The following is a 21,965-nucleotide window of genomic DNA, read 5'->3' on the forward strand; positions in this document are numbered from 1 at the left end:
GGACCCTGATGTCACTGCCACTCGAGGGGCTGACCGCGATCGTCACCGGCGCGGGGCGCGGCCTCGGCCGGGCCGAGGCGCTGGAGCTCGCCGGCCTGGGCGCGTCCGTCGTCGTCAACGACTACGGGCGCCCCGGGCGGGACGGTTCGGGCGCGGCCTCGGCCGCGCCCGCCGAGGAGGTCGCCGCCGAGATCCGTGCCGGGGGCGGCCGTGCCCTCGCCCACACCGGCGACGTCGCCGACCACGAACAGGCTCGCGGGCTGGTCGAGTCGGCGGTCGCCGAGTTCGGCGGACTGGACATCCTGGTCAACAACGCGGGCATCCTGCGCGACCGGATGGTCTTCTCGATGTCCGAGGAGGAGTGGGACTCGGTGATCCGGGTCCATCTCAAGGGCCACTTCAACATGACGCACTTCGCGTCCGTGCACTGGCGGGCGCGGTCCAAGGCGGCGGACGGACCGGTGTACGGGCGGATCGTCAACACCTCGTCGGAGGCGTTCCTCGCGGGTTCGGCGGGACAGCCCAACTACGCGGCGGCCAAGGGCGGGATCGTCGGTCTGACCACGTCGACCGCGCTGGCGCTGGCCAGGTACGGGGTGACGGCGAACGTCATCTGCCCGCGCGCCCGGACCCGTATGACCGAGGACGTGTTCGCGGGCTTCCCGGACCGACAGGCCGGTGCGGAGCGGGGGGAGGGGCTGGACCCGCTCGCCCCCGAGCATGTCGCCCCGCTCGTCGGCTACTTGGTCTCGCCCGCCGCCGCGCACGTCAACGGCCAACTGCTCGTCGTGCACGGCGGCATGGTGGCGGTCGTCGAACGGCCGCGGGTGGCCGCCAAGTTCGACACCAAGCAGGACGCCTTCACCTACGACGAACTCGACGCCCTGCTCAGCCCGCACTACGCCGGGCGCCCACGCGGGGAGACGTTCGCGGCGGCGGAGGTACTCGGACTGAAGCGCGGGTAGCACCCGACAGGGCGGGGTCATGCGGGACAGGGCAGGACCGGGCGGGACCATGCAGGACCCGGTGGGACCGTACCGGGCCGACCGGCGTGACCGGGTGATCCCGGGCGCGCGAGCGGGCCCCGGTGGCGTGGGGGAGATCCCGCGGCGGACGCCGACGGTACGACACAGCCCCGCTCACCTCGGGTGAGCGGGGCCGTGTCGTAGGTCCGACGTGTCGTCAGGCCGATCTGTCCGGCCGGCCGGACGGCTTGCGGTGCCGGCCGTGCGGCAGGACCTCGTCGTCCTGGCCGGAGACCGGCCCCCGGTGCCTGCCCTGGCCCGCGGCCTGCGCCGCGGCGTCCTGGGCGTCGGTGACCGGCGGTTCCATGGTGCTGATGTCGCTCATCTGGTGTTCACCCCGTCAACAAGATCCTTCTTTGTAGCCGGGGGATTCTAACCGCTGGTCATGGCCGCTTCGTCGGCGGGTGACCGGGATGAGCCCCGGCCAGTTCCACCCGTTCCCATCCACCGGGCGTCCTGCCCCCGGCCCCCTGCTCGCCCCTGGCCACCGGAAAGGCCGGACCGACCGGAACGATCGGAACGGCGGGAACGAACGGAAGGGCGGGAACGGCCGGAACGGGCCGGCCCTGCTGTCCCCCCGGCCGGCCGGACGGAGCGGCCCGGCCGGTCAGGGGCGCCTGTTGCAGCGGGACCGGACGCGCGGCCACCCGTTCCGGTGGACGGGCGCACTCCGCGTCCACCGCAACTGGCGGCGCCTCCAGCCACGCCACCCCGCACGGCACCGCCGCGGTGGCGTAGGGCAGTTGGAGCAGTCCGTCCTCCGTCAACCGGCCCGCCCCCGCCAACCACCCCTCGGGCGGGGGGAGATGGTGGACCTGACGCTCGACGGGCCGCCACATCCCCACCCAGGTCCCGGCCGGCCCGTCGATCCGCAGGGCCACCGCGCAGCGCTCCGGCGTCAGCACCTGCCCCGGCTGGATCGCGAACGGCGTCACCGCGCAGTCCGAGGCGCGCAGACACTCCGGGAAGCGGACCGGGAGCGTGCTCCCCAGCACCCCCCAGCCCAGCCGGGCGTGCCCCGGTGAGGGCGCGTCCGAGCGGATGAGCAGCAGCCCGCTGTCGGCGTCCGCGAGCAGCAGCCGGTCGTTGCTGTCCTCGGCGATCTGCAGCAGCGGTGACACCTCGCCGCCGCGCTCCAGGTCGACGACCACGGTCTTGGTCCGGCCGCCCTGGAAGTGGTCCAGCGCCAGCATGCGTCCCGTGCCGTCCAGCCACACCCCGCCCGAACAGCGGCCCGGGATCTCGGCGAGGTGCTCGGGACCGAAGGCGCCGCCCGCCACCAGCCAGACCGCCGTGGACCCCCGTCCCACGGCGAGGGCGTACGCGCGCTCCCCGTCCGGCGCGGGCGGCAGCAGCCGCAGCCGGGAGCCCTCCTCCGGGCACTCCACCGCGCCGAGCGGCAGCTCCCCGGTGCCTGGCCCGGTCGGATACAGCAGCGAGAACGCGTGCCGTCCGGCCGTCACCCGGTGGATCAGCACCCGCCCGTCGGTCATCGGCAGCACCTCGGTGCCGGGCTCCTCCGGCTGGTGGGACGGCAGCGGTACGGCGTACGGCTCGGGGCCGTCCAGCGTCCAGCGCTCCGGGAACCAGCACTCGCCGTCGAGCGCGAGACGCGCCGCGTAGGTCCCGTCGGCGGTGATCACGCATCCGGGGCGGCCGGCCCGCCCGTTCCCGTGATCCGCGTTCTCCGGATGCTCCGAGTTTTCCGGGTTCTCCCGGTTCTCCCGGTTCGCCGGGTTCTCGTGGTTTGCCGCTGGTTCGGTCGCACAGGCCGTCATCGCTCGGTCACCTCCGGCGACGAAGCTAGTTTTCGTACGCACAGACGCGGGACCGACGCCCGGCCGCTTCACACATAAGGGTGGCCAAGTCGCGATTCGCCTGAGGGAACGGGGACAGGTGTGCTGAGCGGGGCGCGAAGGAGGGGGTGGGGCCGGGGTGATCACCGTCCCCGGGCCCGGAGGCGGCCCGCCCGCCCGGTCGGGAGAGCCCGCGACCGGTGGGACACGGACGCGAGGCAGGTAGCCTTTGCCCGTGCCCCGTCTGTCTGAAGTCATCGCCGCGCTCGACGCCCTCTGGCCGCCCGGGAGGGCCGAGGGATGGGACGCGGTCGGCACCGTCTGCGGCGACCCCGACCAGCAGGTCGCACGGGTCCTGTTCGCGGTCGACCCGGTCCAGGACGTCGTCGACGAGGCGGTGAAGCTGGGTGCCGACCTGCTGGTCACCCATCACCCGCTCTATCTGCGCGGGACGACGACGGTCGCGGCCGGCACCTTCAAGGGCCGGGTCGTGCACACCCTCATCAAGAACGACATCGCGCTGCACGTCGCGCACACCAACGCCGACCAGGCCGACCCCGGTGTCTCGGACGCCCTGGCCGGCGCGCTCGACCTCCGTGTCGTACGCCCCCTCGTACCGGACCCGACCGACCCCGAAGGGCGCCGTGGCCTCGGCCGCGTCTGTGAACTGGACCACCCGGTGACCGTCCGCGAGTTCGCCGCGCGCGCCGCCGGGCGACTGCCCGCCACCGCGCAGGGCATCCGGGTCGCCGGCGACCCCGACGCGCTCGTACGGACCGTCGCGGTCAGCGGCGGCTCCGGCGACGGCCTCTTCGACGACGTGCGTGCCGCGGGCGTCGACGCCTTCCTCACCGCGGACCTGCGCCACCACCCGGCGTCGGAGTTCACGGCGGTCCGCGCCCCCCGTCCTCTCGCGCTGCTCGACGCGGCGCACTGGGCCACCGAGTGGCCCTGGTGCGAGCTGGCCGCCACCCAGCTCGACGAGATCTCCGACCGCCACGGATGGGACCTGAGGGTCCACGTCTCGACAACGGTCACCGACCCCTGGACCGCCCACGCGGCCTCGAACACCGACACATCTGGAGCCCCCAACTGAACGCCGCGCCCGCCGACCAGATCCGACTTCTCGACGTCCAGGCCCTGGACGCACGCCTGCAGCAGCTCGCGCACAAGCGGAGGTCGCTGCCCGAGCACGCCGAGATCGAGTCGCTGAACAAGGACCTCACCCAGCTGCGCGACCTGCTCGTCGCCGCGCAGACCGAGGAGAGCGACTGCGCCCGCGAGCAGACCAAGGCGGAGCAGGACGTCGACCAGGTGCGCCAGCGCGCCACCCGTGACCAGCAGCGCCTGGACTCGGGAGCCGTGACCTCCCCCAAGGACCTGGAGAACCTGCAGCGCGAGATCACCTCCCTCGCCAAGCGGCAGGGCGACCTCGAGGACGTCGTCCTGGAGGTCATGGAGCGCCGCGAGTCCGCGCAGGAGCGGGTCGCCGAACTGACCGAGCGGGTCTCCTCCGTCCAGTCGAGGATCGACGACGCCACCGGGCGCCGGGACGCGGCCTTCGAGTCCCTCGACGGTGAGACGGCCACGGCGACGAAGGAGCGCGGCGTCGTCTCGGGTTCGGTCCCGGCCGATCTCCTCAAGCTCTACGAGAAGCTGCGCGACCAGCAGGGCGGCGTCGGTGCGGCCCGGCTCTACCAGCGCCGCTGCGAGGGCTGCCGCCTGGAGCTCAACATCACCGAGGTCAACGACGTCAAGAAGGCCTCCCCGGACACCGTGCTGCGCTGCGAGAACTGCCGCCGGATCCTGGTGCGCACGTCCGAGTCCGGCCTGTAGGGGCCACGGGCGTGCGGGAGTTCATCGTCGAGGCCGACGGCGGTTCCCGGGGCAACCCGGGCCCCGCGGGGTACGGGTCCGTGGTCATCGACGCGGTCACGGGGGAGACGCTGGTGGAGGCCGCCGAGTACATCGGCTTCGCCACCAACAACGTCGCCGAGTACCGGGGCCTGGTGGCCGGGCTGACGGCGGCCCGCGAGCTGGACCCGACCGCCACGGTCCGGGTCCGGATGGACTCCAAGCTCGTCGTCGAGCAGATGTCCGGCCGCTGGAAGATCAAGCACCCGGACATGAAGCCGCTGGCCGCCGAGGCGGCCCGGATCCTGCCGCCCGCGCAGGTCGGCTACGAGTGGATCCCGCGCGAACAGAACAAGCACGCCGACCGCCTGGCCAACGAGGCCATGGACGCGGGGAAGCGGGGCGAGCGGTGGTCGCCGTCGCGGTCGACGGCGGAGCTGGACGCGAGGGCGACGGGACCCGCGACGCCCGAGCCGCCGGGCCCGCCCGGCGACGCGGCGGCGGGCGCGGCGAAGGCCCGCGCGGCCTTGAGAGCACCGGGCTCGGCAACGCCGCGCACGGGGCGCGGGGAACCGAGCGACCAGCTCCCCCTGTCCGGCGGCGTGACGACTCCCTCCGCGAGCCCGTCCTGCGAGGTCGACACCGCGACGTCCGAGAACGACGAACGGGCCGCACAGAACGTACGGGAAGCGCGGCACGACGTACGGGCCGCGCGGGACGACGCTCGGGCCGCGCGGAACGTGGCCACCCCCGCGCCGGCCGTCGGATGGGGCGCGGCCCCCGACATGGGCGCGCCCGCCACCTTCGTGCTGCTGCGGCACGGCGAGACCCCGCTGACCCCGCAGAAGCGGTTCTCCGGCAGCGGTGGCACCGACCCCTCGCTGTCGGACGTCGGCCGGGAGCAGGCCGAGCGGGTCGCCGCGGCGCTGGCCGCGCGCGGCACGATCCAGGCGATCGTGGCCTCCCCGCTCACCCGGACCCGGCAGACCGCGGAAGCCGTCGCCGCGCGTCTCGGGCTCGACGTGACCGTCGAGGACGGCCTGCGCGAGACGGACTTCGGCGCCTGGGAGGGCCTGACCTTCGCCGAGGTCCGCGAGCGCCACCCCGACGACCTGAACGCCTGGCTCGCCTCGCCGGAGGCCGAACCCACCGGCGGCGGCGAGAGCTTCGAGGCGACCGCCCTGCGCATCGCCGCCACCCGCGACAGGCTGGTCGCCTCCTACGCGGGCCGCACGGTCCTGCTCGTCACCCACGTCACCCCGATCAAGACGTTCGTACGGCTCGCGATCGGCGCCCCGTCGGAGTCGCTGTTCCGCATGGAGCTGTCCGCGGCCTCCCTGTCCGCGGTGGCGTACTACGCGGACGGCAACGCCAGCCTGCGCCTCTTCAACGACACCTCCCACCTCCGCTGACCCGGCCGCCGGTCCCCGCCCGCCGGACGTCCCGCTCCCGGAGGATGTCCGCCGTCTCCCGGTCCGCCGGCAGGAACGCCTCCAGATGGAGTTCGGCGAGCGTCACGTCGACGGCGGTCGCGAACGACGTCAGTGTGGTGAGCAGCCTCAACTCGCCCTCGGCGCACCGCAGTCGCAGCGGGACGGCGAAGCCGAGGTAGTCGGTGCCGGGCTCGCCCGCGGGCACGTACCGTGCCAGCTCCCCGGCCAGCGCGTCGAGCAGCGGGTCGGGGCTGCGCGCGGCCCGGTCCCGGAGGCTCTCCACGATGTGTCGCCCCCACGCGTCCAGGTTCACCACCCGTGGCCCCATGCCCCGCGGATGCAGCGCGAGCCGCAGCACGTTCACCGGCGGGGCGAGCAGCTCGGCGTCGGCTCCCTCCGTGAGTACCTCGAACGCCGCGTTCGCCGCGACGAGTTCACCCCGCGGCCCCGCCACCAGCGCCGGATAGGGCAGGTGTCCCTCCAGGATGCTGTGCAAGGCCTCCCGTACGGGCCGCAGCGCGACCGCGTCGAGCGGCGACTCCCCGAACGCCGGCGCGTAACCGGCCGCCAGCAGCAGCGAGTTGCGCTCCCGCAGGGTCAGACCCAGTGACTCGGCGAGCCTGATCACGATCTCCCTGCCGGGCACCGAACGTCCGCGCTCGATGAAACTGACGTACCGCTGTGTCGTCCCCGCCCGCGAGGCGAGCTCCAGCTGACTGACCCGGCGGGCGGTGCGCCACCGCAGCAACTCCCGTGCGAAGGGAGGAGGTTCACTCACGATGCCGGTGGTCATGGACCAGTTGTACGTCATCGGGACGGCGGCGGTAGGTCATCGGGAGCGCGCCGGTGCGGCCGCGACCCCGGGGTGATCCGTCATACCCTGCCGGGAATTGAGGCGCGGCTCCCCTCCGGACAGCATCGACGCATCCGAGGAGTTCACCCGGAACACACACCGCAGGGGGCGGCATGCGTACGTACCACCTCGAGACGCTCGGCACCATCGACGGCGTCGTCGCGCGCGAGACGGCCCGTCCCGAGCCCGGCCCCCGGGAGATCCTCGTCCGCGTCCGGGCCGTCTCCCTCAACAAGCGCGATCTGCTGATCATGAAGGGGACGTACCCGCTGCGGGCCGTACCGGACGTGATCCCGGTGAGCGACGGCGCGGGAGAGGTCGTCGCGGTGGGCGGAGAGGTGACCCGGTTCGTGGCCGGCGACCGGGTGGCGGGGACGTACTTCCCGAACTGGCTCGACGGACGGATCACCCCGGACCTCCTGGACCAGCCGGGTGCCACTCTCGACGGCATGCTCACCGAGTACGCCCGACTGGACCAGGCGGCGGCGGTACGCGTCCCGGACCATCTGACCTGGGAGGAGGCCGCCTGTCTGCCCTGCGCCGGCGTCACCGCGTGGCACTCCCTCACCGGCGGCGACCCGCTCGCCCCGGGACAGACCGTGCTCACGCTCGGCACCGGCGCCCTGTCCCTCTTCGCCGTGCAGTTCGCCAAGATGTTGGGCGCCCGGGTCGTGGCGACGACGTCGAGCGCCGCCAAGGCCGACCGTCTCAAGGCGCTCGGCGCGGACCATGTCGTCGACTACACACGACACCCCGCCTGGGGCTCCGTCGTGCGGGAGCTGACCGGCGGGCGCGGCGCGGACCTCGTCGTCGAGACCAACGGCCCCGACACCGTCGAGCAGTCGATGCGCGCCGCCGCGCTGTACGGGCAGATCGTGCTCCTGATCACCGGGAATCCGCGCCGGCCCGGCATCGAGATCTCCCACGCGGCGTACGCGTCGAGCCTGGCGACCATCCGCCGGGTGTTCGTCGGCAGCCGGGCCCACTTCGAGTCCATGAACAGGGCGCTCGCGCTGCACGGCACGCGTCCCGTCGTCGACCGGGTCTTCGGCTTCGGCACCGACGAGGTGCGCGAGGCGTTCCGGTACTACGAGAGCGGCGTGGCCTTCGGCAAGGTCGTCATCAGGGTGAACTGATCCCTGTGCCGCGTCTCAACGGGCGTACTGGGCGTACCGCGTCGCCGCGTCCCTCGCCAGCGACTCGATCCGGCCCCAGTCCTTCGCCGCGATCGCGTCACCGGGAAGCATCCAGGTGCCGCCCACGCACCCGACGTTGGGCAGCGCGAGGTACTCCGCGGCGCAGTCCGGCGCGATGCCGCCGGTCGGGCAGAACCGCGCCTGCGGCAGCGGTCCGGCCAGTGACCTGAGATACGCCGTCCCGCCCGCCGCCTGCGCGGGGAAGAACTTCATCTCCCGCACCCCCCTCTCCAGCAGCGCCACGACCTCCGAGGCCGTGGACACTCCCGGCAGGAACGGCAGCCCGGACGCCTTCATGGCGTCGAGCAGCCCGTCCGTCCAGCCCGGACTGACCAGGAAGCGCGCTCCGGCGGCCACCGTGTCCGCCACCTGGGCGGGCGTGATGACGGTGCCGGCGCCGACCACCGCGTGCGGCACCTCGGCGGCGATCGCCCAGATGGCGTCGAGTGCTGCCGGGGTCCGCAGCGTCACCTCGATGGCGGGCAGTCCGCCCGCGACCAGCGCCCGCGCCAGCGGCACCGCGTCGGCGGCGTCCGTGACCACGACGACGGGCATGACGGGCGCGAGGTCCAGCACGGAGCCGAACGCGGGACCGGGCGCGGGAGCAGGCGCGGGACCGGAAGCAGGCGCAGGGGCAGGCGAAGGCGAGGGCGGTGACGAGGTCATGCCCGTCATCCTGCCCGCGGTGCGCAGCGTGCGCAAAGGTCGTTGCGCATGCTGCAACGCATGGGGGGATCGTGCGGTGCGACGCCCGGCGGACGGCCGCTAGTGGATCTCGGTCACCACCACGTCGAGCGCCCACGGCCGGCCCGCGCCGGCCGGCGCTTTCGCCTCCACCACGTACCCGAGATCCCGCAGCGCCTCCAGCAGCTGGGCCGGGTCCTTGGGCGCCGCGCCCGCGCTCAGCAGACTCCGTACGATCCGGCCCTTCGTCGCCTTGTTGAAGTGGCTGACGACCGACCGCCTCTCGACACCGTCCACCCACTGCGAGTGCAGCACCCGCACCGTCGCCGTCCGCCCGGCGACCTCGCCCCTCGGCTTCCACGCGGCCGTGTACGCCGAGGACCGCAGATCGAGCACCAGTCCGTTCCCGGCCGCCTCCGGCAGCGCGGCGGCCATCGGAGCCCGCCAGTGCGCGCCGAGCGCCCCGAGACCGGGCAGCTTCACGCCCATCGAGCAGCGGTACGAGGGGATCCGGTCCGTCACCCGGACCGCGCCCCACAGCCCCGAGAACACCAGCAGCGACCGGCTCGCCCGCCGCTTCGCGGCCGTGTCCAGCGAGGCCAGGTCCAGCGAGTCGTACAGGACCCCCGTGTAGATCTCTCCGGCCGGCCGCGCGCCGGTGGTGCGCAGCTCCGTGTTCTTGGCGATCTCCCCGCGCAGCCCCTCGCTCAGCCCGAGCACCTCGCGGGCCTTCTCCTCGTCACCGGCGCACAGCCCGGCCAGCTCGTCGAGGACCGCCCGACGTGCCTCGGTGAGGCCGGGCAGGGACAGCGACTCCAGCTTCAGAGCGGTTCCACGGCCCGAGGGGGCCTTCCCCTCGGAGGGCGGCAGCAGCACGAGCACGGTGGTGTTCTCCTCAGGGTGGGTGTGGCCCGCGCGCCAGCCTAAGGGGTGCGGCCCGGGGTGCCCGCCGCGCGCGGGCGTCCTACGCTCGACCCATGCCCTGCCGCCACATGCGCGCCGTCTGCGCACCGGAGGCTCCCCTGGGTGCCGCCCTGCGCGCCCTGCGCACCGAGCTCGGCGTACCCGGGAGCTTCCCGCCCGACGCCCTGGAGGAGGCGGCCCGGCCACCCCGGCTGCCCTCCCACGACGCGACGGACATCCCCCTCTTCACCATCGACCCGCCGGCGTCCACCGACCTCGACCAGGCGATGCACCTCGCACGGCGCGAGAGGGGCGGCTACCGCGTGCGGTACGCGATCGCCGACGTCGCCGCCTTCGTGACACCCGGCGGTCCGCTGGACGCCGAGGCACACCGCCGCGTGACCACGCTCTACTTCCCCGACGGGAACGTCCCCCTCCACCCGCCCCGGCTCTCCGAGGGCGTGGCCAGCCTCCTCCCCGACCAGACCTGCCCGGCCGTGCTGTGGACGCTGGACCTGGACGCGGACGGCCGCACCGAGTCGACCGACGTACGCCGCGCCCTCGTGCGGAGCCGCGCCAAGCTCGACTACGCGCACGTCCAGGAACGGATCGACGCGGGGACGGCCGAGGAACCCCTCGCCCTTCTCAAGGACATCGGCGCGCTGCGCGAGCGCCTTGAAGTGGAACGCGGCGGCATCTCGCTCAACGTCCCCGAACAGGAAATCGTCGAGAAGGACGGAACCTACGTACTCGCCTACCGCGCCCCCCTGCCCACCGAGTCCTGGAACGCCCAGATCTCCCTGCTCACCGGGATGGCCGCGGCCGATCTGATGCTCGCCCACGGCACAGGCGTCCTGCGCACGCTCCCGGCCGCTCCCGACGGCGCGGTCGGCCGGCTGCGCCGTACCGCCAAGGCCTTGCGCATCGACTGGCCGCACCATGTCTCGTACGCCCAGCTCATCCGGTCCCTGGACCCGCACCGGCCGCACCACGCGGCCTTCCTCCAGGAGTGCACGACACTGCTGCGCGGCGCGGGCTACACGGTCTTCCGCGACGGCCTGCTCCCCGAGGTCACCTCCCACGCGGCCGTCGCCGCGCCCTACGCCCACTGCACGGCCCCACTGCGCCGCCTCGGCGACCGCTACGCCGCGGAGATCTGCCTCGCCGCCGCCGCGGACCGGGAGCCTCCCGAGTGGGTCCTCGCCGCCCTCGACGCCCTTCCCAAGGAGATGGCCGAGGGCAGCCGGCGCGCGGGCACCGTCGAGCGCGAGTGCGTCGACATCGTCGAGGCCGCACTGCTCAAGGACCGGGTCGGCGACCTCTTCGAGGCCTGCGTGGTCGACGTACAGGACCATGACCCCACCGTCGGAACGGTGCAGTTGGAGTCCCCGGCCGTCGTCGCCCGCGTCACGGGCGGCCGCTCGAGGCTCCCCCTCGGCGAACACCTGCGGGTACGCCTCACGGAAGCGGACCCGGGCACGACGAAGGTACGGTTCACGCCGGCGTGAACGGACCGGTGGCTGTGTCCCTGTCCGCCGACCTTTCGGCGCGGGCCCGCATCTTCAGCCCGGGGTCGGGCAGCGGCGGTGGTGCGAGGAACAGCGGGCGCGAGCCGGAGGCCGGGCATGGAATCGTCCGCAACGGCGTTGCACCCCTGACGACACCGGGGGAGAGCGAACATGCGCGCAGGACGTGAAGAGACCCGATGGACCCGGGCCACCCTCGGCCACGACGGCCACCCCCTCGACCTCCTCACCGCCCGCTTCGAGAGCCACCGCTACGCCCCGCACGCGCACGACGAGTACTCGGTCGGCGTCTGTGTCGGCGGCGCCGAGTTCATCGACTACCGAGGCGGCCGTATCCACCCCGGCCCGGGTTCCATCGTCGTCCTTGCCCCGGGTGAGGCCCACACCGGCGGCCCCGCGATCCCCGACGGCTACGCCTACCGCGCCCTGTACCCGCAGCCCGCCCTCCTCGCCGAAGGCACCCGCACCCGCACTGCCCCCGACTTCCGTGATCCCGTCATCGACGACCCCGAACTGGCCGCCGCCCTGCGCGCCGCCCACACCGACCTGAGCGACTGCCCCGACCCGCTGGAGGCCGAGTCCCGCATCCCCTGGCTGCTCACGGCCCTGGCCTGCCGCCATTCCACGGCCCGCCCCGCCCGCGACACGATCCCCGGCGCGGGCACCGTCGCCCGCATGGTCCGCGACCGCCTCGCCGACGAACTCCTCACCCCGCCCTCCCTCGCGGACCTCGCCGCCGACCTGGGCCTGTCCCGCTACCAACTGCTGCGCGCCTTCCGTACGACGATGGGCATGCCCCCGTACGCCTGGCTGGCGCAGCACCGGGTGAACCGGGCCCGCGGCCTGCTGGAGCGCGGTCTGCGCCCCGCCGAGGTCGCCTCCCTCGTGGGCTTCGCCGACCAGGCACATCTGACGCGCTGGTTCCGCAGGGTGCTGGGGGTGACCCCGGCGGCGTACCGCGCGAGTGTGTCGGCGTAGGGCGAGGCTGCTCGCGCCGACACAGCGCAACAGCGTTCAAGACGAAGGTCCCCCACCCGGCCCACACTGCCCGCATGACTGCACGCGGCTGGTTCCTGTTCTCCCTGATGGGAGTGGTCTGGGGCATCCCCTACCTGATGATCAAAGTGGCGGTGGACGGGGTGTCCCCGTCCGTGGTGGTGTTCACGCGCTGCGCGGTGGGCGCCGCGCTGCTGCTGCCCTTCGCCCTCCGCCAAGGGGGTCTCACCGGCCTCACCCGGAGCGTACGGAGCCACTGGCGCCCCATGCTGGCCTTCGCGTGCATCGAGATCATGATCCCTTGGTGGACCCTGACGGACGCCGAGCGTCACCTCTCCAGTTCCACGGCGGGCCTGCTCATCGCGGGCGTGCCGATCGTCGGTGTGGCCGCCGCCCGTCTCTTCGGCGACACGGAACGCCTGGGCGCCCGCCGCATGTCGGGCCTGACCCTCGGACTGTCCGGCGTCGCGGTCCTGACCGTCCCTCATCTGACCGGCGGCGACGCCCGCTCGCTCGCCGAGGTGCTGCTGACGGTCCTCGGCTACGCGACGGCCCCGGTCATAGCCGCCCGCCACCTCAAGGACGTCCCCTCACTCCACCTCACGGCCCCCTGCCTGGCCCTCGCGGCCCTGGTCTACGCCCCCGCGGCGGCCGCCACCTGGCCTTCCTCGCCCCCCTCGGCCCAGGTCCTGACCGCTCTCGCGGGCCTCGGCGTCATCTGCACCGCGGTCGCCTTCGTGGCCTTCCTCGAACTCATCAAGGAGGCGGGCCCGACGCGGGCGACGGTGATCACGTACGTCAACCCGGCGATCGCCGTCGCCGCCGGAGCCCTCTTCCTGGACGAACGCCTGACCCCCGGCACCCTCGCGGCCTTCGCCCTCATCCTGGCCGGCTCGGTGCTGGCGACGGCGACGGCCGGACCGAGGCGGGCCGCGCGCCCGGTACCATGGTCCACACGGCAGACGAGCCGGGCGGACGGCCGCGTGGAGGTCCTTGCGGACCTTCCCGAGGAACGTCCGGGCTCCACAGGGCAGGGTGGTGGCTAACGGCCACCCGGGGTGACCCGCGGGACAGTGCCACAGAAAACAGACCGCCGGGGATCTCGGTCCCCGGTAAGGGTGAAACGGTGGTGTAAGAGACCACCAGCGCCTGAGGTGACTCAGGCGGCTAGGTAAACCCCACCCGGAGCAAGGTCAAAAGGAGCGCCGTAAAAAGCGCTCTGCGCGGACGTTCGAGGGCTGCTCGCCCGAGTCCGCGGGTAGACCGCACGAGGCCGGTGGCAACACCGGCCCTAGATGGATGGCCGCCTCCCCGGCCGCCGCGAGGCGACCGGGAGACAGAACCCGGCGTACAGCCCGACTCGTCTGCCGCCACCTGCGGCTTTTCCTTGAAAAGGGCCTCTGACCTGTGTCGGAGGTCCTTTCCGATCTTTCGGGAACTTGCCGCGTCAGACGGCGAAAAGCCCCTCGGAGTCCCTCGGGCAGCGCTGAAAGTCCCTGAGAAGTCCCAGGGGCGGAGGGGCGCGCGGCCTCTCTCAGCTGGTTCGGATCGATCAGACATAGCGCTGGCCCCGACCGGGGTAGGCATGACGGACACGATCGAGCCGTCGGGCAGAACCAACACAGTGGTGGCAGGGCGAGGTTCTTTTTGATCCGCCAGGACGAAGTGGTCCACCGCGCGGGCCGGTAGACGCCCCTGCGGTCGTCGAAGGCATCGCATCCTGTGTCCGGTGGCGTTCGGCCGATCAGGTGCGGTCGTGGAGGGTGACCTGGTAACCGTCGGGGTCGGCGAAGGTGAATGTCCGACCGAAGGGGCCGTCGACCGGTGCGGAGACGATGGGGTGACCGTCGGCGACGAGAGCATCGTGAATGGCCTGGACGTCCGTGGCGTGGAGCCAGATCGCGGCACCGATGCCGGGCTGGGCGACGGATGCGAGATCGGTGCCGGGAACGACGTCGCGGAGTGCGAACGCGATCGGCTTCGTCTCGAAGACGACGGCGTGCGGAGGTCCGGCCGGCGAGCGGACGAGGCCCAGGTACTGCTCGTAGAACGCCTGCGAAGCGTCGAGGTCGCGTGCTTGGAGCGAGATGAAGTCGGGGCCGGTGGCGGGCATGGTGATGCTCCTTCTTTCGTGTCAGCTTTCTGACACGGCGCAATCTATGTCAGAATGCTGACATGAATCAAGACCGTGCCGGCGTCGACCTGGAGACGTCACTGGGCTACCTGCTGAAAGAGGCGTCGAGCGCCCTCCGCGCAGCCATGGAGGAGGTGCTGCGGCCGCTCGGGATGAACGTGACGCGCTACTCCTGCCTCGAACTGCTGGCTCAACGACCGGGCTTGTCGAACTCCGAGCTCGCGCGGGGCGCGTTCGTGACACGGCAGTCGATGAACGTGCTGCTCCAGGCCCTGGAACGGGAGGGCTACGTGACCAGGCCTGCGGAGGCCCCCGTCGGGAAGGTTCTTCCCACGCGGCTCACGCCTCGCGGCCGACGGAGCCTCGAGAAGGCGACCGTGGCGGTCCGGTCCGTCGAGGTCAGAATGCTGGCGGGTATGACCGAGGCCGAGCAGTCGGCCGCGTTCCGGATCCTGCAGGGCATGATCCATTCCCTGCGCGATGGCAACGACGGCGCGTAGGTCGTTCCCCCGCGCACGTCTCGTCGCGTCCGGACAGGAGTGCGGCCGAGCGTGAAAATCCGTGCCGGCGACCTCGAAGACCGACAGGCCCCGACTGCGTCTTCTTCTGCGATGAGCCGGTTTGCGACAGCCGCTGGCTGTCGAGTTCGGACTCGCGGTGAGCCGCACGCGGAGCGGCCGCCAGTACTTGTAGTCCTTGTAAGCCTCGGTGTATTCGGCGTGGGCCACGGTGCCGTACAGCTGGTGGTGGACGTCGGCCATATTGGCCAGGGCGATGCCGTCCGGTTCACTCCACCGGTGCTGTGTGTCGATTCCGCCACGCGTTGCGAGGTTTCTCCAATATGCCTGATGCTTCGGTGACCGCTCGAAAGGCGGAGGTGAATACGGCCGCTCCGAAGAATGCTCCTGTATTGAAATGCGAGTAGTGTGGTCCGGCTCCGAACAATATTCCGACGGCGCAACAGTAGAGGGCTGCCCAAAAGCCGCGTCGCCGGTTCATCGGGTAGATGAGCAGCGGAATCACCGGCCACGCGTAGGCTGCACACAGGAATGCGACGGCCAGTGCGGTGATGAGGATCTTCATCTACTCCCTGCCCTCTACAATGCGCCGGCTTCGTACATGCCGATAATGGTGAGGGAGCCGGCGGGCAGGAATATGAGAACTGTTGCGAACAGTAACCCCATTTTCCAGGAGTTTTTCTCTGTGATTTTCACGCACAGCAGCGCGGCCAGTGTCACATAGAAGAACAGTGGGATGAATATGAATTCGAGCCCTGAACCCATGCGGTTTCTCCGTGGCTGTGGCCCGAGGGGTCGATCCCGTACAGGAACGGCCCCTCGGTATTCGATGACCCGTCGTCAGGGCGTCAGGTTATCAGTGGACTTCGTGCCCGAGTCGTCGCAGTGAGCGACGCTTGTAGGGCGAATTTCGGCTCCTTCTCCGAATCGGTAGCACTGCTGCGCGGCACCAACGTTCTTGAGGTGGAGGTTCACCTCGGTGAACACCGCCTTGCCCTGCTTTCGTGTGGCGCGCACGTCAAAGCCGTTACTCCACGCCCCACTTGGGACTTTCGAGGGCGCGTCGGACAGTCGGCCGGGTCTCCCCGCTTTCCTCGGTCACACCGTGGAGCGTGGTGCCGGTCGCCGTACGTGTGGTTCCGTCATCCGGCCTTTCTGCTGCGGGCGTTCGCCTCGGCGACCAGGGCGCTCAGCAGTTCGTCCTGGCTCAGAGGTCTGAGGTGGCCCGGGTCCGCGTCCCACTCGACGCCGCCGCCGAGCGGGCGGACCTGGAGATACGGGCCCTCATGGCCCATGACGCGTCCGACGCGGTCGCGGACGGTGTCGTGGACGGCCGCTCCGACGCCGGGTACCGCGTTCCCGGTCATGCGGCGATCCCCCTGAGGATCACGTCCGCGAGCATCAGAGCCACGGGCGCGGAGCACACACCGAGGTGCACGAGCGCGTAGCGGACTTCGCCGTCGTCCGCCCAGGGGGTCCGGACGTCCATCGCGGGGAGCTGGATGCCGGCCCTGCTGAGGGCGGAGGCGAGGGCGTCACGGGCGTCCAGGGCTTCTTGGGTCTTGGGCGTGCGGGGCATCAGCGTCCTTGTCGGTCCGGTGCTGCGGATTCCATGACCAATTCCATGACCCGGCTGCGCTGGGCGTATTACGCTGCGTAGTCCGGGTATGACGAGAATGCGCCCGGTCGTGGCCGACCACGCTGTGGACGGGGCCGTGCTTCCCCGCCGTACGGACGTGGTTCCACACGTTCCACATCGCTCGCGCGAACGTCCCGAAGGGAGCGGTATGCCGCAGCGCCGCGTCATCACCGGCCGCAGCCAGGAACCACGCCAGCGGTTCGCGGAGGAACTGCGGACCCTGCGGGCCGGGAGCGGGACGAGCCTGCGGGCGCTCGGCGAACGGCTCGGCTGGGACTGGTCGTTGTTCGGGAAGATGGAGAAGGGCGAGACGCTCGGCAGCCCGGAGGTCGTCCAGGCGCTGGATCAGCACTATGGGACGCCGGGGCTGCTGCTCGCGCTCTGGGAACTGGCCGCCGGGGACCATACACAGTTCCGCGAGCGATACCGGCGCTACATGGCACTGGAGGCGGAGGCGGTGAGCCTGTGGCACTTCGCGGTGAGTGTGCTGCCGGGGCTGTTGCAGACGCCGGGGTACGCGCGGGAGGTGCTGGCGGCGGGCGGGCTCAAGGGCAAGGAGCTCGAGCAGCAGGTCGAGGCGCGGACGGGGCGACGGGAGTTGTTGGAGGGGGAGGACGCGCCGTCGTTCCGGACCATCCTCTCGGAGGCGGTGCTGCGGACGCCGATGCGGGACACGGGCGAGTGGTGCGCGCAGCTTGAGTACCTGGAAGAAGTCGCGGAACGTCCCAGCGTGACGGTCCATGTGCTGCTGCAGAGCGCGGGATTGCACGGTCTCATGAGCGCCGACATGTGGTATCTGCTCCTTCCGGAGGGCAGGACCGTCGCGTACACCGAGAACGGATACCGGGGCGAACTCATCGAGGAAGCCGGGCCTGTTGTGCGTTTGCAGAAGACGTACGATGCGGTGCGCGACCTGGCGCTCACGCCGGTGGAGTCGCGCAGGTTCATCCGGCGGATGTGGGAGGAAGCGACGTGCCATCCATCGACCTGACCGCCGCCTCTTGGCGTAGGAGCAGCTACAGCAACCAGGACGGCGGCGCCTGCCTGGAGGTCTCCGACGACCTCCCCGCAGGCATCCCCGTGCGGGACAGCAAGGTCCCGCACGGGCCGGTTCTCGTGTTCCCCGCCGGAGGCTGGGCCTCGTTCGTCGCCGCGGTCAAGGGCGGCCGCCTGCCCCGCTGATCCGGCCGCACCCCGCCGGACCGGCTCAGCCCCGTCGTACCTCCTCCACCCGCACCGGCCGGTGCTCCGCCAACGACAACGCGCACGCCTCCGCGATCCAGCTCGCCTCGATCGCGTCGGCGACCGTGCACGGGGAGGTGGCTCGGCCCGCGACGACCTCGGTGAATGCGGTCAGTTCGGCGCGGTAGGCGGGGGCGAAGCGGTCCATGAAGAAGTCGTGCGGGGTGCCGGCCGGGAAGGTGGCGCCGGGTTCCACGGAGCGCAGGGGGAGTTTGTCCTCCAGGCCGACGGCGATGCTGTCGCGCATGCCGTGCAGTTCCAGGCGGACGTCGTAACCTCGGGCGTTGTGGCGGGAGTTGGACACCAGCGCGAGGGTGCCGTCGTCGAGGGTGAGGATCGCCGACGCGGTGTCGACGTCGCCCGCCTCGGCGATGTACTCGGCCCCCCGGTTGCCCCCGGCCGCGTACACCTCGACCACCTCGCGGCCGGTGACCCAGCGCACGATGTCGAAGTCGTGCACGGCGCAGTCGCGGAAGATGCCGCCGGAGACCGCCACGTACGCGGCCGGTGGCGGCGCCGGGTCCAGGGTCGTGGAGCGTACGGTGTGCAGCTTGCCGAGTTCGCCGCTCACCACGGCCTTGCGCGCGGCCACGCAGCCCGCGTCGAAGCGCCGGTTGTAGCCGATGTGGACCTCGACGCCGCTGTCCTGGACCGCGCGCAGGACGGCGACGCTCTCCTCGACCGTCCGTGCCACCGGCTTCTCGCAGAAGACGGGGATGCCCGCCTCGACCGCGGCCAGGATGAGCGCGGGGTGCGCGTCGGTGGCGGCCGCCACCACGATGCCGTCGACCCCGGCGGCGAGCACCGCCTCGGGGGAGTCCACCGCCGTCGCCCCGAAACGCTCGACCGCCGCCGCGGCCGCCCCGGCCACCGGGTCGGTGACCACCAGCGAGTCCACGGCGTCGAGCCCCGCGAGCGTCGCGGTGTGGAAGGCGCCGATCCGGCCCAGTCCCAAGATGCCTATACGCATGAGAAGTTGCTCCTAAAGCCTGAATACCGTAACCATCAGCCCTGTGCGCAGCCCCGCGGGGCTGAAGCGGGGCCGTATGTCAGTCGAGTCCGCCGAAGACGGTCTGGTCCCAGTCGACGACCGAACCGGTGACCACACCGCTGCGGTCGGAGAGCAGGAAGACGACGAAGTCGGCGATCTCGTCGACCTGGCCGAGCCGGCCCATCGGACGGCTCCCCGCCGCCTCCTCCCGCCAGTCGTCGCCCGCGCCGTGGAAGGTGCGCTGGATCTCGTCCTCGCCCTCGGTGTCCGTCCAGCCGATGTTCAGGCCGTTGATCCGGATCCGGTCCCAGCGGTGGGCGTGCGCCGCGTTGCGGGTGAGGCCCATGAGCCCGGACTTGGCGGCCACGTACGGGGCGAGGAACGGCTGTCCGCCGTGCGCGGAGGAGGTGATGATGTTGACGACGGTGCCCGGCGCCCCGCGGTCCACCAGGTGCCGGACCGCCGCCTGCATCGCGAAGAACGGCGCCCGCAGGTTGACCGCGATGTGCGCGTCGAAGAGCTCGGGTGTGGTGTCCAGGAGGGTGCCGCGCGAGGTCAGTCCCGCCGCGTTGACGAGACAGTCGAGCCGTCCGTGCGTGGCCACGACCCGCTCGACGGCGGCGCGCGCCTGCGCGGGATCGGCGAGATCGGCCCGTACGAAGGTGGCGCCGGTCTCCGCGGCGAACCGCTCACCGAGTTCGGCGCGGCGCGCGGTGAACGCGACCGCCGCGCCCTCGCGGACGGCCGCCCGTACGACACCCGCGCCGACGCCCTGACTGCCGCCGTTGACGAGGACGACCCGGTCCTCGAGAAGTGGTCCCATTGGTTCTCCCCTGACGTGAGTACTCAAGTGCGGCGGCGCTCGGCGCCGTCCCGCAGTTCCTGGCGCAGCCGCCGGGGGCTCCACTCCTCCGTCAGGGCCCGCCACACCGTGTCGGCCTGGGACGGCGGGGCGAGCCCCTCCAGCGGCGGGTCCAGATCGAGGTCCGTGGGGAACGGGTAGCCCTCCGCGCAGGCCGCCACCACCCGGCGCAGCCACGCCTCGCCGACGCCCGCGCTCCGGCGCCGCAGCAGCACCGGGAACAGCGCGTTCACCATCGACTCCCGGTCCACCGTCTCCATCGCGCGGCCGAAGGCGGAGGAGACCTGCAGCAGGTTCGCCATCCGCCTGACGTCCGTCGTGCGGTTGTGGCCCGCCGCGTGGAAGAGCGCGGGGTTGAAGAAGACCGCGTCCCCCTTGGCCAGCGGGAGCTGTACGTGGTGCTCCTCGAAGTACGCGGTGAAGTCAGGGCGCCGCCAGGCCAGGTAGCCGGGCTCGTACTTCTGGGAGTGCGGCAGGTACAGCGTCGGGCCGGACTCCACGGGCATGTCGCAGTGCGCCACCGCGCCCTGCAGGGTGAGCGCGGGGGAGAGCCGGTGGACGTGCGCCGGGTAGCGGGCCGCGCGCTCGTCGGAGAGGAAACCGAGGTGGTAGTCCCGGTGCACACTCTGCGCCGCGCCGCCCGGGTTGACCACGTTGATCTGGGAGGTGACCTGGTAGCCGGGGCCGAGCCAGGCCTCGCAGACCAGGGCCAGCATGTCGTTGGCGTAGTAGTCGGCGAAGACGTCGGGAGCGTGCAGGGCCGTCTTGTCCAGGGCGCTCCACACCCGGTCGTTGGCGCCGGGCCGCGCGAAGTGGTCGCCGCGGGCCGTACCGCTCGCCCGCTCCCGCTCGATCAGCGACCGGAACACGTCCGACGCCCGGTCCACCAGGTCCAGGTCCGCGAACGCGCCCCGGAGCACCACGATGCCGGGCCCGTCCAGCAGCGCGCGCACCCACTCGGTCCGCACGGCCGTCGGGTCGGCCGCCCGGACACGGTCGCTGTCGTAGAGCGGGACGTTCCGCTCGACTTCGGCGGCGTGCGGGTAGTCGCGCGGATCGGTGCGTTCGGCCACCAGTGCGCGGAAGGCGTCGAGGTCGCAGTCCGCGTCCCCGCTCAGCCACACCCGTGGTCCCGCGTCCTGGGAAGCCATGCAGGGTCCTTTCGCCGCGCGGCCGTTTCCGTCAGTCTTATGAACCCGAGCCCATCATTCAATGAGCAGAAACCCATCAAAAACCCATCAGCGACCACGGGGAACAGAGAACAGGGAACAGCCATGGGACACCCCTATACGATCCGTGAGATCGCCCGTCAGGCCGGTCTGAGCGAGGCGACGGTCGACCGGGTCCTCAACCACCGGGGCGGCGTCCGCGACAGCACGGCCCGGGAGGTGCGGCAGGCCATCGAGGACCTGGACCGCCAGCGCACCCAGGTCCGTATCGGCGGCCGCACCTTCATGATCGACATCGTGATGCAGACCCCGGAGCGGTTCTCCTCCGCGGTGCGCGACGCCCTGGAGGCCGAACTGCCGTCCCTGCACCCGGCGATCGTGCGCTCACGCTTCCACTTCCGGGAGACGGACCCCGCGGCGGAGCTGGTGAAGGACCTCGACAGGATCGCCGCGCGCGGCTCGCAGGGGGTGATCCTCAAGGCGCCCGACGTGCCCGAGGTCACCACCGCGGTCGGACGCCTGGTGGCGGCCGGCATCCCCGTGGTCACGCTCGTGACGGACCTGCCCAGCAGCCCGCGCAGGGCGTACGTCGGCATCGACAACCGGGCCGCCGGAGCGACCGCCGCCTACCTGATCCGGCAGTGGCTCGGCGACGGTCCCGGCCATGTGCTCGTCACCATCAGCCGGGGCTCCTTCCGCAACGAGGAGGAGCGCGAGATGGGCTTCCGCAGCGAGATGCGCGCCGCGCGGCCGGAACGCCGGCTGGTCGAGGTCACCGACAGCGACGGGCTCGACTCCACCCAGCGGGAGCTCGTCCGCGAGGCCCTGCAGCGGGATCCGGAGATCAACGCCGTCTACTCCATCGGCGGCGGGAACACCGCGACCATCGAGGCCTTCGACGCGCTCGGCAGGGACCTGCTGGCCTTCGTCGCCCACGACCTGGACCACGACAACACCAGGCTCCTGGGGGAGCGGCGGCTGTCCGCGGTGCTCCACCACGACCTGCGCCAGGACATGCGCCGCGCCTGCCAGACCATCATGCGGGCCCACCAGGCCCTCCCGGACGAGGGCCCGCCCCTCCCGTCGGCGATCCAGGTGGTCACGCCGTTCAACATGCCGCCGGGATGAGGTGCCCGCGGGGACC

Annotated in this window: 23 protein-coding genes, 1 other RNA gene and 1 pseudogene; 13 read left to right on the plus strand and 12 right to left on the minus strand. The window is 72.0% G+C overall.

All coding sequences use genetic code 11. The features are described 5' to 3' along the window. Nucleotides 1-8: 8 nt before the first annotated feature. Nucleotides 9-965: a 3-oxoacyl-ACP reductase gene (locus ABZV34_RS16665; RefSeq protein WP_356276268.1), complete on the plus strand. Its 957-nt coding sequence runs from the start codon at nt 9-11 to the stop codon at nt 963-965. A gap of 217 nt (nt 966-1,182) precedes the next feature. Here the strand turns inward: ABZV34_RS16665 and ABZV34_RS16670 are convergent, their stop codons facing one another. Continuing rightward, complete coding sequence (locus ABZV34_RS16670; protein ID WP_356276271.1) at nt 1,183-1,350, minus strand: hypothetical protein; 168 nt, start codon at nt 1,348-1,350, stop codon at nt 1,183-1,185. A 58-nt stretch (nt 1,351-1,408) separates the two neighbouring features. Then, a complete protein-coding gene (locus tag ABZV34_RS16675) occupies nt 1,409-2,803 on the minus strand; it encodes a hypothetical protein (RefSeq protein WP_356276274.1) in 1,395 nt (464 codons plus the stop codon). A 253-nt stretch (nt 2,804-3,056) separates the two neighbouring features. Here ABZV34_RS16675 and ABZV34_RS16680 point away from each other — a divergent pair, with 253 nt between their 5' ends. Genes ABZV34_RS16680 through ABZV34_RS16690 form a run of 3 tightly spaced genes read left to right on the plus strand, consistent with a single transcriptional unit; the run spans nt 3,057 to nt 6,087 of the window. Next, the gene (locus ABZV34_RS16680) at nt 3,057-3,917 is read left to right on the plus strand and encodes a Nif3-like dinuclear metal center hexameric protein (protein ID WP_356276277.1); all 861 of its coding nucleotides are present in this window, start codon (nt 3,057-3,059) and stop codon (nt 3,915-3,917) included. Then, on the plus strand, nt 3,914-4,657 hold the full coding sequence (locus tag ABZV34_RS16685) for a C4-type zinc ribbon domain-containing protein (RefSeq protein WP_356276597.1): 744 nt from the start codon (nt 3,914-3,916) through the stop codon (nt 4,655-4,657). The genes ABZV34_RS16680 and ABZV34_RS16685 overlap by 4 nt, the downstream gene beginning before the upstream one ends. An 11-nt stretch (nt 4,658-4,668) precedes the next feature. Continuing rightward, nucleotides 4,669-6,087 (plus strand): bifunctional RNase H/acid phosphatase, encoded by a 1,419-nt coding sequence (locus ABZV34_RS16690; RefSeq protein ID WP_356276280.1) that lies wholly within the window; start codon nt 4,669-4,671, stop codon nt 6,085-6,087. Here ABZV34_RS16690 and ABZV34_RS16695 read toward each other — a convergent pair. Next, nucleotides 6,062-6,901, minus strand: coding sequence for a helix-turn-helix transcriptional regulator (locus ABZV34_RS16695; RefSeq protein WP_356276283.1), 840 nt, complete (start codon nt 6,899-6,901; stop codon nt 6,062-6,064). The genes ABZV34_RS16690 and ABZV34_RS16695 overlap by 26 nt on opposite strands. A gap of 173 nt (nt 6,902-7,074) precedes the next feature. Here ABZV34_RS16695 and ABZV34_RS16700 point away from each other — a divergent pair, with 173 nt between their 5' ends. Beyond that, complete coding sequence (locus ABZV34_RS16700) at nt 7,075-8,097, plus strand: NAD(P)-dependent alcohol dehydrogenase (protein ID WP_356276286.1); 1,023 nt, start codon at nt 7,075-7,077, stop codon at nt 8,095-8,097. A gap of 15 nt (nt 8,098-8,112) precedes the next feature. On the opposite strand, the gene eda is transcribed toward ABZV34_RS16700, so the two are convergent. Beyond that, nucleotides 8,113-8,823 (minus strand): bifunctional 4-hydroxy-2-oxoglutarate aldolase/2-dehydro-3-deoxy-phosphogluconate aldolase, encoded by a 711-nt coding sequence (gene eda / locus ABZV34_RS16705; protein WP_356276289.1) that lies wholly within the window; start codon nt 8,821-8,823, stop codon nt 8,113-8,115. A gap of 99 nt (nt 8,824-8,922) precedes the next feature. Continuing rightward, nucleotides 8,923-9,723, minus strand: coding sequence for a peroxide stress protein YaaA (gene yaaA / locus ABZV34_RS16710; RefSeq protein WP_356276292.1), 801 nt, complete (start codon nt 9,721-9,723; stop codon nt 8,923-8,925). 95 nt (nt 9,724-9,818) lie between these two features. Here yaaA and ABZV34_RS16715 point away from each other — a divergent pair, with 95 nt between their 5' ends. The 4 genes and pseudogenes from ABZV34_RS16715 (at nt 9,819) to rnpB (ending at nt 13,633) form a co-directional block, all read left to right on the plus strand. After that, a complete protein-coding gene (locus ABZV34_RS16715) occupies nt 9,819-11,252 on the plus strand; it encodes an RNB domain-containing ribonuclease (protein WP_356276295.1) in 1,434 nt (477 codons plus the stop codon). A gap of 171 nt (nt 11,253-11,423) precedes the next feature. After that, a complete protein-coding gene (locus tag ABZV34_RS16720; RefSeq protein WP_356276298.1) occupies nt 11,424-12,248 on the plus strand; it encodes an AraC family transcriptional regulator in 825 nt (274 codons plus the stop codon). A gap of 74 nt (nt 12,249-12,322) precedes the next feature. Continuing rightward, nucleotides 12,323-13,111, plus strand: a pseudogene (locus tag ABZV34_RS16725) (DMT family transporter); the annotation flags it as partial. Nucleotides 13,112-13,229: 118 nt separating this feature from the next. Further along, nucleotides 13,230-13,633: RNase P RNA component class A (gene rnpB, locus ABZV34_RS16730), an RNA gene on the plus strand. A 377-nt stretch (nt 13,634-14,010) separates the two neighbouring features. Here rnpB and ABZV34_RS16735 read toward each other — a convergent pair. Continuing rightward, on the minus strand, nt 14,011-14,379 hold the full coding sequence (locus ABZV34_RS16735) for a VOC family protein (protein WP_356276301.1): 369 nt from the start codon (nt 14,377-14,379) through the stop codon (nt 14,011-14,013). A gap of 62 nt (nt 14,380-14,441) precedes the next feature. On the opposite strand from ABZV34_RS16735, the gene ABZV34_RS16740 reads away from it, so the two are divergent. Beyond that, a complete protein-coding gene (locus tag ABZV34_RS16740; RefSeq protein ID WP_356276304.1) occupies nt 14,442-14,900 on the plus strand; it encodes a MarR family transcriptional regulator in 459 nt (152 codons plus the stop codon). A gap of 597 nt (nt 14,901-15,497) precedes the next feature. Here ABZV34_RS16740 and ABZV34_RS16745 read toward each other — a convergent pair. The 3 genes from ABZV34_RS16745 to ABZV34_RS16755 form a co-directional block, all read right to left on the minus strand. Then, on the minus strand, nt 15,498-15,683 hold the full coding sequence (locus tag ABZV34_RS16745) for a hypothetical protein (protein ID WP_356276307.1): 186 nt from the start codon (nt 15,681-15,683) through the stop codon (nt 15,498-15,500). 377 nt (nt 15,684-16,060) lie between these two features. Beyond that, nucleotides 16,061-16,285, minus strand: a complete 225-nt coding sequence (locus tag ABZV34_RS16750) for a hypothetical protein (protein ID WP_356276310.1) — start codon at nt 16,283-16,285, stop codon at nt 16,061-16,063. Next, nucleotides 16,282-16,497, minus strand: coding sequence for a hypothetical protein (locus ABZV34_RS16755; RefSeq protein WP_168527863.1), 216 nt, complete (start codon nt 16,495-16,497; stop codon nt 16,282-16,284). The genes ABZV34_RS16750 and ABZV34_RS16755 overlap by 4 nt, the downstream gene beginning before the upstream one ends. Nucleotides 16,498-16,705: 208 nt before the next feature. Between ABZV34_RS16755 and ABZV34_RS16760 the strand changes: the two genes are divergently transcribed. Together ABZV34_RS16760 and ABZV34_RS16765 are read left to right on the plus strand one after the other, a co-directional pair. After that, nucleotides 16,706-17,548: a helix-turn-helix transcriptional regulator gene (locus ABZV34_RS16760; protein ID WP_356276313.1), complete on the plus strand. Its 843-nt coding sequence runs from the start codon at nt 16,706-16,708 to the stop codon at nt 17,546-17,548. Then, on the plus strand, nt 17,530-17,739 hold the full coding sequence (locus ABZV34_RS16765) for a DUF397 domain-containing protein (RefSeq protein ID WP_356276315.1): 210 nt from the start codon (nt 17,530-17,532) through the stop codon (nt 17,737-17,739). The genes ABZV34_RS16760 and ABZV34_RS16765 overlap by 19 nt, the downstream gene beginning before the upstream one ends. Before the next feature lie 25 nt (nt 17,740-17,764). Here the strand turns inward: ABZV34_RS16765 and ABZV34_RS16770 are convergent, their stop codons facing one another. The 3 genes from ABZV34_RS16770 to ABZV34_RS16780 all read right to left on the minus strand — a co-directional run bounded on the left by ABZV34_RS16770 (nt 17,765) and on the right by ABZV34_RS16780 (nt 20,803). Further along, nucleotides 17,765-18,769, minus strand: a complete 1,005-nt coding sequence (locus tag ABZV34_RS16770; protein WP_356276318.1) for a Gfo/Idh/MocA family oxidoreductase — start codon at nt 18,767-18,769, stop codon at nt 17,765-17,767. Nucleotides 18,770-18,848: 79 nt separating this feature from the next. After that, nucleotides 18,849-19,613 carry an SDR family oxidoreductase gene (locus ABZV34_RS16775; protein ID WP_356276321.1) on the minus strand — a complete coding sequence of 255 codons (765 nt, stop codon included), beginning with the start codon at nt 19,611-19,613 and terminating at the stop codon, nt 18,849-18,851. 23 nt (nt 19,614-19,636) lie between these two features. Beyond that, entirely contained in the window at nt 19,637-20,803 is a 1,167-nt protein-coding gene (locus ABZV34_RS16780; protein ID WP_356276324.1) for a phytanoyl-CoA dioxygenase family protein, read from the minus strand. A gap of 123 nt (nt 20,804-20,926) precedes the next feature. Between ABZV34_RS16780 and ABZV34_RS16785 the strand changes: the two genes are divergently transcribed. Beyond that, nucleotides 20,927-21,949 (plus strand): LacI family DNA-binding transcriptional regulator, encoded by a 1,023-nt coding sequence (locus ABZV34_RS16785; RefSeq protein ID WP_356276327.1) that lies wholly within the window; start codon nt 20,927-20,929, stop codon nt 21,947-21,949. The last annotated feature ends 16 nt before the right edge of the window (nt 21,950-21,965 follow it).

Source organism: Streptomyces sp. NPDC005195 (assembly GCF_040608315.1).
GTDB classification, from domain to species: domain Bacteria; phylum Actinomycetota; class Actinomycetes; order Streptomycetales; family Streptomycetaceae; genus Streptomyces; species Streptomyces kaempferi.